This is a genomic window from Tautonia rosea, from assembly GCF_012958305.1.
GTDB classification, from domain to species: Bacteria; Planctomycetota; Planctomycetia; order Isosphaerales; family Isosphaeraceae; genus Tautonia; species Tautonia rosea.
Map to the genome: position 1 here is coordinate 505,318 of NZ_JABBYO010000001.1, position 13,132 is coordinate 518,449.

Annotated in this window: 15 protein-coding genes; 13 read left to right on the forward strand and 2 right to left on the reverse strand. The window is 62.7% G+C overall.

Going from position 1 to position 13,132, the window contains the following annotated elements; translation table 11 throughout:
- Positions 1-35: 35 nt before the first annotated feature.
- Positions 36-3,503, reverse strand: coding sequence for a carboxypeptidase-like regulatory domain-containing protein (locus HG800_RS02035; protein WP_169973129.1), 3,468 nt, complete (start codon positions 3,501-3,503; stop codon positions 36-38).
- Positions 3,504-3,613: 110 nt separating this feature from the next.
- Positions 3,614-4,519 carry a bifunctional DNA-formamidopyrimidine glycosylase/DNA-(apurinic or apyrimidinic site) lyase gene (gene mutM, locus HG800_RS02040; RefSeq protein ID WP_169973131.1) on the reverse strand — a complete coding sequence of 302 codons (906 nt, stop codon included), beginning with the start codon at positions 4,517-4,519 and terminating at the stop codon, positions 3,614-3,616.
- Positions 4,520-4,758: 239 nt separating this feature from the next.
- On the opposite strand from mutM, the gene HG800_RS02045 reads away from it, so the two are divergent.
- From HG800_RS02045 to HG800_RS02105, 13 genes are all read left to right on the forward strand, one after another.
- Positions 4,759-5,589 (forward strand): DeoR/GlpR family DNA-binding transcription regulator, encoded by an 831-nt coding sequence (locus tag HG800_RS02045; RefSeq protein WP_169973133.1) that lies wholly within the window; start codon positions 4,759-4,761, stop codon positions 5,587-5,589.
- Positions 5,586-6,263, forward strand: coding sequence for a phosphate propanoyltransferase (pduL, locus tag HG800_RS02050; protein ID WP_169973135.1), 678 nt, complete (start codon positions 5,586-5,588; stop codon positions 6,261-6,263). Before HG800_RS02045 ends, pduL begins: the two co-directional genes overlap by 4 nt.
- Positions 6,264-6,390: 127 nt before the next feature.
- Positions 6,391-6,735 carry a BMC domain-containing protein gene (locus HG800_RS02055; protein ID WP_169973137.1) on the forward strand — a complete coding sequence of 115 codons (345 nt, stop codon included), beginning with the start codon at positions 6,391-6,393 and terminating at the stop codon, positions 6,733-6,735.
- A gap of 4 nt (positions 6,736-6,739) precedes the next feature.
- Positions 6,740-7,027 carry a BMC domain-containing protein gene (locus HG800_RS02060; protein WP_152050788.1) on the forward strand — a complete coding sequence of 96 codons (288 nt, stop codon included), beginning with the start codon at positions 6,740-6,742 and terminating at the stop codon, positions 7,025-7,027.
- Positions 7,028-7,136: 109 nt separating this feature from the next.
- Entirely contained in the window at positions 7,137-7,415 is a 279-nt protein-coding gene (locus HG800_RS02065; RefSeq protein ID WP_152050787.1) for a BMC domain-containing protein, read from the forward strand.
- A 25-nt stretch (positions 7,416-7,440) separates the two neighbouring features.
- Positions 7,441-8,634: an acetate/propionate family kinase gene (locus HG800_RS02070; RefSeq protein WP_169973138.1), complete on the forward strand. Its 1,194-nt coding sequence runs from the start codon at positions 7,441-7,443 to the stop codon at positions 8,632-8,634.
- 38 nt (positions 8,635-8,672) lie between these two features.
- Positions 8,673-8,999 (forward strand): EutN/CcmL family microcompartment protein, encoded by a 327-nt coding sequence (locus tag HG800_RS02075; protein ID WP_169973140.1) that lies wholly within the window; start codon positions 8,673-8,675, stop codon positions 8,997-8,999.
- A gap of 56 nt (positions 9,000-9,055) precedes the next feature.
- Positions 9,056-9,346 carry a hypothetical protein gene (locus HG800_RS02080; RefSeq protein WP_169973141.1) on the forward strand — a complete coding sequence of 97 codons (291 nt, stop codon included), beginning with the start codon at positions 9,056-9,058 and terminating at the stop codon, positions 9,344-9,346.
- Between the two features lie 99 nt (positions 9,347-9,445).
- Positions 9,446-10,873, forward strand: coding sequence for an aldehyde dehydrogenase (locus HG800_RS02085; protein ID WP_169973143.1), 1,428 nt, complete (start codon positions 9,446-9,448; stop codon positions 10,871-10,873).
- Between the two features lie 22 nt (positions 10,874-10,895).
- A complete protein-coding gene (locus HG800_RS02090) occupies positions 10,896-11,150 on the forward strand; it encodes a EutN/CcmL family microcompartment protein (RefSeq protein WP_152050782.1) in 255 nt (84 codons plus the stop codon).
- Positions 11,151-11,152: 2 nt separating this feature from the next.
- Positions 11,153-11,950: a hypothetical protein gene (locus HG800_RS28120; protein WP_315851956.1), complete on the forward strand. Its 798-nt coding sequence runs from the start codon at positions 11,153-11,155 to the stop codon at positions 11,948-11,950.
- Positions 11,853-12,077: a EutN/CcmL family microcompartment protein gene (locus HG800_RS02100; RefSeq protein ID WP_315851955.1), complete on the forward strand. Its 225-nt coding sequence runs from the start codon at positions 11,853-11,855 to the stop codon at positions 12,075-12,077. The genes HG800_RS28120 and HG800_RS02100 overlap by 98 nt, the downstream gene beginning before the upstream one ends.
- Positions 12,078-12,118: 41 nt before the next feature.
- Positions 12,119-13,078, forward strand: a complete 960-nt coding sequence (locus tag HG800_RS02105) for a class II aldolase/adducin family protein (RefSeq protein ID WP_169973149.1) — start codon at positions 12,119-12,121, stop codon at positions 13,076-13,078.
- The last annotated feature ends 54 nt before the right edge of the window (positions 13,079-13,132 follow it).

A 13,132-nucleotide genomic window follows, 5' to 3' on the forward strand; every position in this document is an offset into this window, starting at 1 on the left:
CCTAGATGACCCTCGCCGCTGCCCCGGAGGAGGGATTATTCGTCGGACGGATTGCCGAGGACGGCTCGAACGGCGAGGGGACCAGCCGAATGATCGTTGGCCGGAGGGACCTCGATGACGAGCGGCTCAATTGTGCCCTTCACCTGGAGGGTGTGTGTCCCGGTTTCCAGGCCGTGCAGGAGAGCCGAACCGGTCGTGTCGGTGCGGAGCGTGAGCGGCCATCGGGCTGCATACGGACCCTCGGAGCGGACGACCCGAAACGGCTGGTCGGGGGCAGGCCGATCGTTGGCATCGACGAGTTGGAGCAAGACAGGGACGCCGGGCTCCGGGATGTCGAGGGCAAGGTCCGGGAGGGGTTCCCCGTCGGTGACCAGGAGCTCGATGCTGGGTGAGGTCCAGACCTGATCACGAGCCGCCTGGACGAGGTAGCGGCCGGGAGTCAGACCGGAAAGGGCGAACGAGCCGTCGGCCCGGGAGGTGGTTTCGAGACTGAGGGCGAGGGAAAGCGCACCGCTTCCTTGATGTTGGGCCGAGACCTGGATCTGGCCGAGGCGGTCACCGATCGGTTTGCCTCCGATGGTGACGAGTCCTGAGACGGTGATCGGAGGCGGAAGGACCACGCGAGGCGCTTCAGCGTCGGCATCGTCGGCCCGGAAGACGATCGCGCCGTTCGACCCGGGAAGGCGGACGGCGACGGAGGGGCCAGGGAGTCGGCCGGCAGGCTCCTCATTGCTGAGGGAGATCCAGCCGCCTTTCCAGAAGAGGCGGCCCGAAGCGTCGGTGATTCCTTCGCCGATTGGCTGCGCGAAGGAGGGGGAAAAGAGCAAGGCTCGAGCGCCGAAGGCGGGGACCTCGCCGTTTTCGAGGAAGACGCGAGCGGCCGAAGGAGGGACTGGGAAGCGTTGCTCCTGGGAGGCTAGGGTATTCGCAGGGGCGGCGAGTTCCAGGCGATTGATGCCCTGGGCTAGCTCGACATCGATGGGGCCAAGCGACTGGTGGTCCTGGTCGATGGCCCGGGTGATCCAGAGGGACGCGGTGCCGACCGGGAGCGGCCCGATCCGGAATCGGCCGGTTTCGCGGTCGTGCAGGACGCTCGGCTCGAACCGTCCGCGTGCAGGATCGCGGGCAACATCGACCCGATCGTTTCGAACCTGGAGGCCGTGGCGGGGCAGCAGGAGGCCGTCGAGGTAGGCGACCGGTTCGGCCCGGAGTTCGACCTTCTGGTCGTCGTCGGAGTTCAGTTCGATGGCGCGGCCGAGGATGGCGACCGGGGCACGGAAGAGCTTGGCGGCCGGGTTCTCGGAGAAGGTGAAGATTGGAGGTGGTTCGAGGCCGTCGAGGATACCTCGGATGCGGTAGGAACCGCTGGGAAGTTCGGTGAAGCGGGCCAGGCCGGTCTCATCGGTGGTTGCGGCGAAGTCGGTCGATTCCTCCCAGTCAACGAGCAGGACCGTTCCGCGGGCGGGCTGGCCGTCCGTGTTCTGGAGTCGGACCTGGAGCGTGGCGGGGCCTCGACGAACGGCTCGGAGCGGGATCGGCTCGGCATTCGGCTCGGCGGCGGAGACGGCGACCTGGGCGGTGGCCTCGTAGAACGGCTCGGCGCGGTCGGGGTTGGGGTGAAGCTTCGAGTCGCGGAACCGGACGAGGACGAGATGATGTCCAGGTGCCTGGAAGGCGTGGGATCCGATGCCGCTGTCATCAACCGCGAAGGAGGAGGAGGAACCGGACTGGGGCAAGGTGATGAAGAAGTCTCGGGAATTCAGTGGTGTCCCATCGGGGAAGAGGACCCGAAAATGCCGCTCAGTGGGGCGGGGTTGGAGCGACAGGGAGTGCGCGACCGTCTGGCCGTCGGCGACCTCGATGCCCTCGCTGATGCCGAGGACGGGAGCCTCGTTTCCGACTCTGGGGAACATGACACGAGCCTGAGGGAATTGCCCCTCCCCCGCTTGAATGCGATACGTCCCAGGCAGGAGGTACTCGAAGCGGACGACTCCGTCGGGGCCGGTGGAGCCGATCGGGAAGATCCGGGAGAAAGGGTCGACAGCGTCGGGGGCGCGAGGGATGCCGATGATCATGGTCCGAGGGAACAAGTTCCCGTAGGGACTCACGTAATCGAGCCGGACCCCCGCGTTCGGAAGGGGCCGGCCATCCTTCAGGACGGTGACGAGCAGGGTTCCCCCCCGATCGGCCAGCGTGATTTCGAGAGGGGGGCGATCGGGGGTGTCCGGGAAAGGAGGCGGGGCGTACGCCACTGCCGGGGGCTTGTCCTTCGGGGAGACGATGACGAGGAGGGTGCTTGTGAACTTATGGAACGGGCCGGTGATGCGGAAGTTGCCGTGGGCGTCGGTCGTGGTCGAGCGTTGCTCGCCCACGAACCGCATGCCGGTGTTGAACTCGGCCCGGACAGCGACATAGGCCTCGGAGACGGGAAGGCCCCGGGTATCGGTGACGATCCCTTCGATCCAGGTGATTTCCTGATTCTCGTTGGCACGACGCACGAACCCGGGCAGATCGTGCGGGACGCCGGGCGGCCGCTCCGTGGCGGGGCCGACGATGAGCCCTTCAATACGGCGGCCGGGGACGACCGTGGGTTTCACCTGCTCGACCCGAACCGGCTGGCCGTCGAGGAAGGCCCGGAGGGTTTGCGGTCCAGGCTGAACCTGGCGGAGGGAGAAGCGGCCGTCGGCGTCGCAAACGGCCCGAGAAGCGTTCCAGGGGGTTTCTCCGATGCCGACGGTGTCGATCTTGCCGATCAGGCCGGGAGCAATCCGTCCTTGAACCTCGCCGAAGCGGGCCAGGTGGGGGACCTGTGGCTGTACGGTCTGACCTCCGACGACCTCGAACCAGCCGGTCGCACCGAAGCCGATTTCGGGGACGATGAAGCGGAGACGCTGCATTCCCTCGACCCAGCGGAGGCGAAGAAGACCATCGGCGTCGGTCTGGGTGGAGAGTCGGGCACTGGTCTCCTGATGGAAGCCGAACCGGCGACCCTCGGGAAACAGTTCAACGGAACAATGAGCGAGGGGGAGACCGTCGGGGCTGAAGAGCCGGATCTCGGAAGTACCGGTCGGGGGGCAGAGAACCTGGAGGCGGGGTTCTCCGCGTTCGCGCATCCAGCGGGTCTCGGCAGAATCGATGTACTGGTCCTCAGCCCTGCGCCGGAAGGACTCGTTGAGTGGGCCTCGGCCGAGGTGGATGATGTCCCAGGTTGAGGTTCTGGTGTCCTGAACCTGGACACGGCAGAGTGGGCCGTTCGATCCATCAGGTCCGGCGTGGAGGTTCAGGACGCGGAGCGGAGTCCACTGGAAGCGGCCATTCGCGTCGGTGGTGACGGTCGTTTCGGGGTGACCCCCTTGCGAAAAGGAGAGGGAGACGAAGGCGGCGGGCTGGTCGGTCCCGACGAACACGGCTGTCCCCTCGACCACCACAAGCCGATCATCGGATGAAAGTACCTGGGAAGGAATCAGGAGCATCCCGAGGAAGGCGAAAGGCAGGCGAATCATGGGAGTCGCTCCGATCGGGCCGCTGCGTCCGAATCGTCGAGGAGAAACCACGCCCTGAGACGCTTGAGCGTCGTTGACGATTCGATCGGATGAGAAGAGTTCAAGAATTCTTATGATGGGGTGGTGTGATCCTTCCTGGGTCGTTTGCGAGTGGGGGGAAGCGACTCGACTGGGCCATCGCCGGGCTGACAGGTGGGGCAGAAATGGCTGGAACGGCCGATGAGGCCGGCAATTCGGGCGCGGACGATCGGAGTCTGGCAGACCTTGCAGGGTTCGCCGGTGCGTCCGTAGACATGATTGATGGCGAGGAAACCACCTTCGAGGCCAAGAACGGTGCGGTACCCCTGGTCGAAGCTGGAGCCCTCGGCGGCGATGGCGTCGGCAAGAACCTCGCCCATGGCACGGTGCATGAGGTCGATGGAGGGACGATCGAGCGAGTTGGCAGGACGCTCGGGATGGATGCCGGAGCGGTGGAGGATCTCATCCGCATAGATATTGCCGATGCCGGCGAGCACTTTCTGGTCGAGCAAGGTGGGCTTGATGGGACGGGAGGTCCGGGAGAGCCGGGCGGCAAGGTCGTCGGCCGAAATGAGCAGGGCGTCGGGACCGTGGGATTTGGAAAAGGCGAGTGTGGCGGAATCGAGGTCGGGATACCAGGCGATCCGGCCGAGCCGCCGGGGGTCGTTGTAGTGAACGGCGGCGTAAGGTTTGGGATCGGCCATCGAGAAGGTGAGCCGAATGTGCCGGGCCAGCTCGGAATCGACCAGATAAAAGGCTCCGGTCATCCTCGGCTGGATGACGATGATCCCTCTGGGTGCAGTCAGGATGATCACCACCCATTTGCCGCGGCGATTGACCGATTCGACGCGTGCGCCTCGGCCGTTGCGTTCGAGGCTTTTGGCGTCGCAATTGGAAAGGAGATGGGGATCGATGACCGTGAGTTTGCGGATGATACGGCCCTGCAAGGCGGGCCGGAGGCCGCGAACCATGGTTTCGACCTCGGGAAGCTCGGGCATGGGAGTCGACTCGATCGTGATCGGGGATTCCAGGGAATCGAAGAAAACGGAAAACATTGAATTGTATTGTACGCCTTCGCGGATCGTTCACGAGCGAATCACCGATTGATCGCAAACGATCAGAAATGTTTCCGGAATCGCGCAGAAACGATCATTTTCTCCAGCAGGTTCTTGACGGGGTTCGGTCAGTATTGGAATCTAGTGAAGGATCGTGTGAGAACGCTGCCGGAAAGGGTGACATGTTGGTCGAATCGCGGCGTCGGACCTTGCTAGACCTGGTGAGCCGACAGGGCTTTGCGACCCTGGAGGAACTGGTGAAGGCGACCGGAGCGTCGGAAAGTACGATTCGGCGCGATCTGGAAGCCCTGGATCAGGCAGGGGCGATCAAGCGGACCCACGGCGGAGCAGTTTGCTCGGGCGAGGTGCGGTCGATGCCAGCGCTCGATGACCGGGTGACGACTGCTGCCGAGGAAAAGCGGGCGATCGGCCGGGCCATTTGCGACCTGATCGAAGATGGCGAGACGGTCTTACTGGACGGTGGGACGACCACCCTGGAGGTGGCTCGGGCTTTGGTGGGGCGGCCCTTGCAAGTGGTGACGAATAGCTTGCCGATTGCGGCGCTGCTGGCATCTAGCAAGGAAACCGACCTGATCCTGATCGGCGGGTACGTTTACCCCCGAACTGGCGTGGCGATGGGGCCCCTGGCCGTGGCCACGATGCAAGGCATCCGAGTACGCCGGGCAGTGCTGGGAGCAGGTGGAATCACTGGTGAAGGCGTGTTCAATTCGAACAGCCTGCTGGTCGAGACCGAGCGACAAATGATGACATGCGGGCAGGAAATCCTGATCGCCGCGGATCATTCGAAGTTTGGCCGCCAGTCCCTTTCGAAGCTTTGCGGGCTTGATGAGGTCGACCGCGTGGTGACGGACTCTCAGCTTTCCGACCCGGATCGGGAGATGCTGGAGGAGGCCGGTGTGGCGCTGACCATCGCTCCGATCAACCCGATTGAAGACAACTCCGACCATCGAACGTCGGCCCGAACCCCTGGATCGAGGAGCGTCTCCCGATGAGCGCGACCGCCGCGATCAGCCGAGGACAGATTGAACAGGTTGTTCGGTCGATCCTTCAGCAGCAATTCAACGGCAACGGCCAGCAGGCAACCGGATATCGACCAAACCTGGTGGTGAATATCTCAGCCAGGCATGTCCACCTGACGCAGGAACATGTGGACATCTTGTTCGGCCAGGGGTATCAGCTCACCGAGATGAAACGGCTTTATCAGGCGACCGATTTTGCAAGCAACGAGACGGTGGCGGTCGTGGGCCCACGTCAACGGATGATTCCGAACATCCGCATCCTGGGTCCTTGCCGGAAGTTCAGCCAGGTCGAGCTGTCATTCACCGATGCGATTAGCCTTGGGATTGATGCTCCCGTACGAATGTCGGGGGACATCGAAGGAACGCCGGGCTGCTTGTTGATCGGGCCGAAAGGGAGCGTCGAACTGACCAAGGGGGTCATCCGGGCCGAGCGGCATGTTCACATGGGGGATCGTGACGCCGAGTACTACGGCGTGAAGGCGAAGGATCGGATGAACCTTCGGATTCATGGCCCCTGCCCGACCACACTGGAGGGCCTGCTGGTTCGGACCCATCCGGACTGGAAGCTGGAGGTCCACATCGATACCGACGAAGGAAACGCGAGTGACCTGGTTCATGCGACCAAGGTTGAACTGATCAAACCGTGAGGTTCGGAGCGAGGCCGCTGGGCTTCGATCGCCGTCACTCACCGACACCGACCGACACCACTACGAACCATGCCGAGGATTCGGGGAGCGTGACCCCGGTCGACGGCCGAACTGCAGGGGACCGATCATGGCCAATGGATCCATCCACGAAGCACTCGGGATGATCGAAACAAAAGGATTCGTCGCGTTGGTCGAAGCGACCGATGCGATGCTCAAGGCGGCCAACGTTGAGCTGGCCGGCTGGGACAAGGTCGGCAGCGGCCTGGTCACGGCGTTTGTCGTCGGCGACGTCGCGGCGGTCAAGGCAGCTGTCGATGCTGGAGCCGCGGCCGCAAGTCGCATTGGCGAAGTCCTGAGTGTTCAGGTGATTCCGCGACCGCATGAGGAGCTGGGCGGTGTCTTGAGTTTTGCCAAGGCCAAGGCGGCAGCTCAGGCCGGCACTGCGTCCACCCCCAAGAAAGAGGGAGCCTGATCCCATGGCGAGCGGAAATGCTTCCGGAGAGGCGCTCGGGATGATCGAGTGCCGAGGACTGGTCGGCATCATCGAGGCGACCGACGCAATGCTCAAGGCGGCCAATGTGACCCACGTTGGTCGGATCAGCGTGGGCGGAACGTACGTCACCACGGTGGTTCGTGGGGACGTGGGGAGCGTTCGGGCAGCGGTCGAAGCCGGGGCCGAATCGGCCAGCCGGGTGGGAGACCTGGTCTCGGCACATGTGATCCCGAGGCCGGACCCGGCCGTGCTTGGCACTTTCTTCGCCTGAGTCGGTTCGGCCGATCGGGCCGATGATTGTCCTGGGCAGTTGTGCGGGAGGGCCTGTCCTCCCGCCTTGCATCGCTCCTCTCACCCCATTCCATGATCGAGAACCATTTATGAACGGCTCGGCACTGGGCCTGATCGAGACGAGAGGGCTCATCGGCCTGATCTACGCGTATGACGCGATGCTCAAGGCTGCGAATGTTGAAGTTGCCACGGCGGTCATCAAGCTCGACGGCGGCGTGGTCAGTGGCATTATCCGGGGCGACGTGAGCAGCGTTCGGGCCGCGGTCGAAGCTGGGGCTGAGGCCGCGGCCCGTTGCGGCGAGCTGCACGCGGCGCATGTGATTCCCCGGCCCGACCCGGCCGTGGTTGCCGCTTTCGTCGGCAAATGACCCGGATGCTTGAAAGGGACGCGCGATGAAGATTCTGGTCGCCAACCTCGGTAGCACCAGCTTCAAGTACCGCTTATACGACCTGGGCGCCCCGGGAGAGCCGATGCTGGCTCGGGGAGCGGTCGAACGAATCGGTGCGCCGCAGTCGAAGGTGGCATTCAGCTCGTCGAAAGGGAAGACCGACGGCGAGCAGCCGATCCCTGATCACGGGGAGGCGGTGCGGCTTTGCCTGGCGCAACTGACCGATCCGATGCTGGGGGTGATTGCATCGGCTGACGAGGTTGCCGCGATCGGATTCAAAGCGGTTCATGCGAAAGGTGTCAGCGGCGTTCAACGGGTTGATGAATCGCTTCTGGTCGCAATGGAAGCGTTCAATGATGTCGCTCCCGCACATAATCCCCCTTATGTGAAGGCGATGCGGATGCTTTCCGAGCGGTTCCCGGCGATGTCGCTGGTCGCGGCCTTCGAAACCGGATTCCATGCCACAATCCCGGACCGAACCCGACGGTACGCGGTACCAGAAGCATGGGCGACGGAACACGGCGTGCTTCGCTGGGGATTCCACGGCGCAAGTCATCGATACATCGCAGAGCGGTCGGCAGAGCTGATCGCACGTCCGGGCTTGAAGGTGATCTCGTGTCACCTTGGGGGAAGCTCGTCCCTATGCGCAATCAAAGAAGGAAAGTCGGTCGCCACGAGCATGGGAATGAGCCCGCAATCGGGTCTCTTTCAAAACAACCGAGTGGGAGATTTCGATCCGTTCGCCTTGCCTGCGGTCATGCGGGCGACGGGGATGTCATTCGAGCAAACCCTTAGCGTGCTGGCGTCTCAGTCGGGATTGCTGGGTCTCTGCGGAGTGAATGACCTCAGGGACGTGGAGGCGGCGGCGGATTCGGGAGATGCGAAGGCCCAGCTTGCGCTGGAGATGTTCGTCACCTCGATCCGGCACTATCTCGGCGCCTATCTGGTGGAGCTGGGGGATACAGACGCAATCGTGTTCACGGCGGGCATCGGTGAAAACTCGTCCCGGATTCGATCGATGGTCTGCCAGGGGCTTGAGTTCTTCGGCATTCACCTGAATACCGAGCTGAACGAAGCGGTTAGCGGCGAACACAAGATTTCGTCGGCGGACAGTCGTGTCGAGGTCTGGGTCATTCCGACGAATGAAGAGATTATTGTGGCTCGCCAGGCCCGTGATCTGTTGTCGGGAGCGGTCTGAGTGGTGGGAACCGGTCTTCAGGAAATCGGAGCGCATTGATGTTTGTTGCCCGAGTGACCGGATCGGTGGTCGCGACCCAAAAGGTTGTGTCGATGACCGGGCACAAGCTGCTGACGGTTGAGCCGTACCGGGTCGATCCCGAGTCGAACACGCGTCTGGTTCCGACGGGCAGAACGTTCGTGGTGGTCGATACGCTCGGGGCAGGGCTTGGTGAGATGGTCTTGATCTGTCAGGGGTCAAGTGCCCGATTGACGCCAGAAACGGAGAAACTGCCGATCGATGCGGTGGTGATCGGATTGGTGGACACGGTGGACATTGGCGGTACGGTCGTGTTCTCGGGTCGAGACGATGCCCGTAACCACTGATGATCACCAGACAGGAGCCGAGACGGTGGGGGCGATTCGGATGCGGACTGGAGATCATGCTGGCCATCCTTTTTGCCCTGGTCCACTCCGCGGTGGCCTGGCAGGTGTCGGGATGGTGGCCACAGGTGCTCTCGTTACCACCGAACGCACCGGCGCGAATCCTTTTCTCAATCTACTGGTGGCCACCGATGCGATTGCTTGGAGTGGTTGCCGCCGAAGCCGGGGCTCCGGCGGGAGGGATCACCAACCTGATGCTCCTTCCACTGGGCTGGATCACCTGCTTCGTGTACGGGTGGCTGACCGCGATCGCCATCTGTTTTCCCTTTCGAATCAAGAGACGTCGATAAACTGAATCACGAGCCCATCGGCCGGTCGATTGAACGAGCGGTTGATGCCGGGCGCGGCCCGGATTGGGCCAAGCCCTTCGCCTTCCCAGGGTGATCGCCATGCAACCGATGACCGAGGACCTGATTCGCAACGTGGTGCAGCAAGTGCTGTCTCAGATGGGCGGCAACGGCTCGCAGGCGAGTCCGATGGTGTCTCGCCCGAGCGGGAACGATGGCGTCTATCCGACGGCGGATGCTGCGGTGGCGGCGTCGGAGGCAGCCTTCCGAGCCTTCCGCCTGCGTCCCCTGGCCGACCGGGACCGGGCGGTGAAGGAGATCAAGCGGCTTTGCGTCGAGCGGGCCGAGGAGTGGGGTCGGAAGGAACTGAGTGAGACGAAGATCGGTCGCCTCGATCACAAGATCGCCAAGCTGCGAGACGCGATTCCGCCGATCCCGGGGGTGGAGTACCTGCGGACCGAGAACAACGCCGGCGACAACGGGTTGACCCTAACTCAGTATGCCCCGTTCGGTGTGATCGGCGCCATCACCCCGGTCACGCACAGCCTTCCGACCCTGGCAAGTAACGCGATCAACATGCTTGCAGCCGGGAATACGGTGGTCTTCAACGCGCATCCGTCAGGGGCAAACATCGCGGTGGAAGGGGTTCAGGCGTTTAACCGTGCAATCCGGGAGGCGATCGGCCTGGATGACCTATTGACGATTATTCATCCGCCGACGATTGAATCGGCCGACGCGCTGTTCAAGCACCGCGGGGTGAAGTTGCTCGTGGTGACTGGTGGGCCGATGGTTGCGCGAGCCGCCCTGGCGAGTAACAAGCGAGCCATCGTGGCAGGACCGGGGAATCCGCCGGTGGTGGTGGATGGGACGGCCTGCGTCGACAACGCGGCCAAGTCGATCATCACCGGGGCAGCGTTCGATAACAACCTGCTCTGCATCGGTGAAAAGCAGGTGTTCGCTACCGCGGATGTTTTCGATAAGTTGATGGATGCGGTGGGGCGTTTCGGGGGCTATCGGCTCGATCCGCACCAGATCGACGCCTTGACTCGGGCGGCATTCGTGAAGGGGGATGATGGGAAAGCCCATGTGAACAAAGATCTGGTCGGGAAGGACCCGGACGTGCTGGCGCGGTTTGCCGGCGCGACGATTCCGGCGGGGACCCAGATCTTGTTCGGGGAGACCGGAGCGGATCATTTGTTCGTCGAGCATGAACAGATGATGCCGTTTATCCCGTTTGTGCGAGTCACGAACGTGGATCGGGCGATCGAGCTGGCGAAGCAGTCGGAACACGGCTACGGCCACACGGCGATCCTGCACTCTCGGGACACGACCGTGATGGACAAAATGGGGCGAGTGATGGACTGCACGATCTTCGTCATCAACGGGGCTTGCGTTGCGGGGCTCGGAACGGGAGGCGAAGGGGTGGGCTCGTACTCGATTGCTGGTCCAACGGGTGAAGGGGTGACGACTCCGTTGACATTTACCCGCCAGCGACGCACGGCGATCATCGGCGGCATGCGATTTATTTGAGAGCGACTCGGAGGATTGACCCGTGCAGATCGGCCGTGTTCTTGGTTCAGCGACCTCGACAATCAAGCATCCGACGTTCCAAGGGGAGCGGTTGATTGTGGTGCAGCTGGAAGGAACCGACGGCCGAGATGACGGTGATCCGGTGCTTGCCTTCGACCGGCTCGGGGCTGGGAAGGGAGATCGGGTGATTTTGACCAGTGATGGACGAGTCTTACAGGGGATGCTGGGCCGGAATACGCCTGGCCGGTGGAGTGTCCTGGGGTTGCCGGATTCATGACCGTGCCAACGATCGGACAGGTCGATGATGCTGTAAAGGCCGTGCTGGAAGGCTTTCGCCAAGCACCGCGGCCCGATCGTCGATCGTCTGGCGTCTTCGCGGGACGATTACTCGGTGAACGTCAGGTGGAACGATTGGGGGGCGAGATTCGAGAAATTCGGATTGCTCCCACAACGGTTATTACGCCCATCGCCCGTGATCTCTTGAAGCGTCGAGGGATCCTGATCCGATGGATTTCTGAGCGGCTCGCGGGACGAACCGGAGAGTGGGGCTTCGTGATTGAGGAAGGAGTGGCGATGTCGGATACGATCCGGCGGTCGCTGCTCGCCTCGGAGGGGGCCTGGAACGAGGCGGGTCAAGACGTTTTCGACGCGGCGAATTGGGTTGCGAACGAGGAAGGGCGGGGTGCGGTCGTCCTGACCGATCAAGGGTCGGTGGCGTGCTGGCTGGCTGCACAGATGGCCGGCGTTCGATCGGCGGCTCCAGGAGATGCGGACGGGGTGGCCCGCGCGGTCGAGCATCTGGGGATCAATCTGCTGGTCCTTGAACCCGCCAGACATTCGCTTCCTTCGCTCCTGCACTGCGTGAAGGTATTCAGAAAGTCGGGTGCTCCCGAATGTCCCGACTGGCTTGATGGGAGGCCCGACGATGCGAATCGGCGAGGTGATCGGCCGCGTGACCTGCTCTCAGCTGCACCCGAGCGTGCGAAATCCCCGATTTCTGGTGGTCGTCCCGATGACTCGGGAGGCCATCACCGAAGGCTCGTCCAGGCGAGGGGAGGAGCTGGTCGTGTTCGATGAGCTGGGTGCGGGCCGGGGGGAGCTCATCGGAATCAGCGAGGGGGGAGAGGCGGCCAACCCATTCGGACCAAAGAAGGTTCCGATCGACGCGTATTGTGCCTGCCTGCTTGACCAAATCAACGTTTGAAATCACCGCGAGCGCGATCTCAATCACAGGAGCCTTAGACGATGTCAGTCAACGGAAATTTCATGGGAGAATGGAAGCTTCGTGAAGAGATGTGCGAGGTGGGCCGTCGGGTCTACGCCAAGGGATTTGCCGCGGCCAACGACGGAAATATCAGCTACCGGCTCGATGAGAATCGAGTGCTGTGCACGCCGACCCGAGTCTCGAAGGGGTTCATGAAGCCGGATGACCTGTGCATCGTTGACCTCGACGGCAATCAGGTTTCCGGAAAGCGGAAGCGATCAAGTGAGATTCTGCTGCACCTGACAATCATGAAGCAGCGGCCGGACGTTCGGGCCGTTGTGCACTGTCATCCGCCGCATGCGACCGCCTTCGCAGTGGCCCACGAGCCAATTCCGAAGTGCACGATGCCGGAGTTCGAGGTGTTTTTGGGAGAGGTGGCGATCACCCCGTACGAGACGCCGGGTGGTCAAGCGTTTGCCGATACGGTGATTCCTTACATCAAGGATACCGACACGATTCTGCTTGCGAATCACGGCACGGTGACGGCGGGCAGTGATCTGATGGATGCCTATTTCAAAACAGAGATCATCGACGCCTATTGCCGCATTCTGATCCTGACCAAGTCGCTGGGGGGGCCGAAGTATTACAACGACGCAAAAGCGGCCGAACTCATCCGGCTGAAGCCGGGGATCGGTGTGCGAGATGTACGGTTGGAGCTGGGGCTCGAAAATTGCGACCTCTGCGGGAACAGCCTATTCCGTGAAGGCTACAGTGAGTCGTTCAAGCCGGAACCGCATGCGTTTATTCCCGATAAGTTCCAGCAGGCCGTGCAACAGGCTGCCTGTGCGATGCCGAACCAACCCGCAAAGGCGGATGGAGCTGAGTTCGAGGCGATGGTTCAGGCGATCACCGATCAGGTGATGCGGGTGATGGGGGGTGGTGCGGGATCGTCGGGCAACGGGCAGGCAGGCGGATCGGGATCGTACGCAGGGGCGTGCTGACACTCTCGGCGCGAGGCGTCGGGAATTTCTCCCAGATCACGACGGAACAGAATC

Bases quoted from the DNA above. Each gene is read 5' to 3' on its own strand.
- HG800_RS02035 (WP_169973129.1), bottom strand. From the start codon at position 3,503: ATGATTCGCCTGCCTTTCGCCTTCCTCGGGATGCTCCTGATTCCTTCC.
- mutM (WP_169973131.1), bottom strand. From the start codon at position 4,519: ATGCCCGAGCTTCCCGAGGTCGAAACCATGGTTCGCGGCCTCCGGCCC.
- HG800_RS02045 (WP_169973133.1), top strand. From the start codon at position 4,759: ATGTTGGTCGAATCGCGGCGTCGGACCTTGCTAGACCTGGTGAGCCGA.
- pduL (WP_169973135.1), top strand. From the start codon at position 5,586: ATGAGCGCGACCGCCGCGATCAGCCGAGGACAGATTGAACAGGTTGTT.
- HG800_RS02055 (WP_169973137.1), top strand. From the start codon at position 6,391: ATGGCCAATGGATCCATCCACGAAGCACTCGGGATGATCGAAACAAAA.
- HG800_RS02060 (WP_152050788.1), top strand. From the start codon at position 6,740: ATGGCGAGCGGAAATGCTTCCGGAGAGGCGCTCGGGATGATCGAGTGC.
- HG800_RS02065 (WP_152050787.1), top strand. From the start codon at position 7,137: ATGAACGGCTCGGCACTGGGCCTGATCGAGACGAGAGGGCTCATCGGC.
- HG800_RS02070 (WP_169973138.1), top strand. From the start codon at position 7,441: ATGAAGATTCTGGTCGCCAACCTCGGTAGCACCAGCTTCAAGTACCGC.
- HG800_RS02075 (WP_169973140.1), top strand. From the start codon at position 8,673: ATGTTTGTTGCCCGAGTGACCGGATCGGTGGTCGCGACCCAAAAGGTT.
- HG800_RS02080 (WP_169973141.1), top strand. From the start codon at position 9,056: ATGCTGGCCATCCTTTTTGCCCTGGTCCACTCCGCGGTGGCCTGGCAG.
- HG800_RS02085 (WP_169973143.1), top strand. From the start codon at position 9,446: ATGCAACCGATGACCGAGGACCTGATTCGCAACGTGGTGCAGCAAGTG.
- HG800_RS02105 (WP_169973149.1), top strand. From the start codon at position 12,119: ATGTCAGTCAACGGAAATTTCATGGGAGAATGGAAGCTTCGTGAAGAG.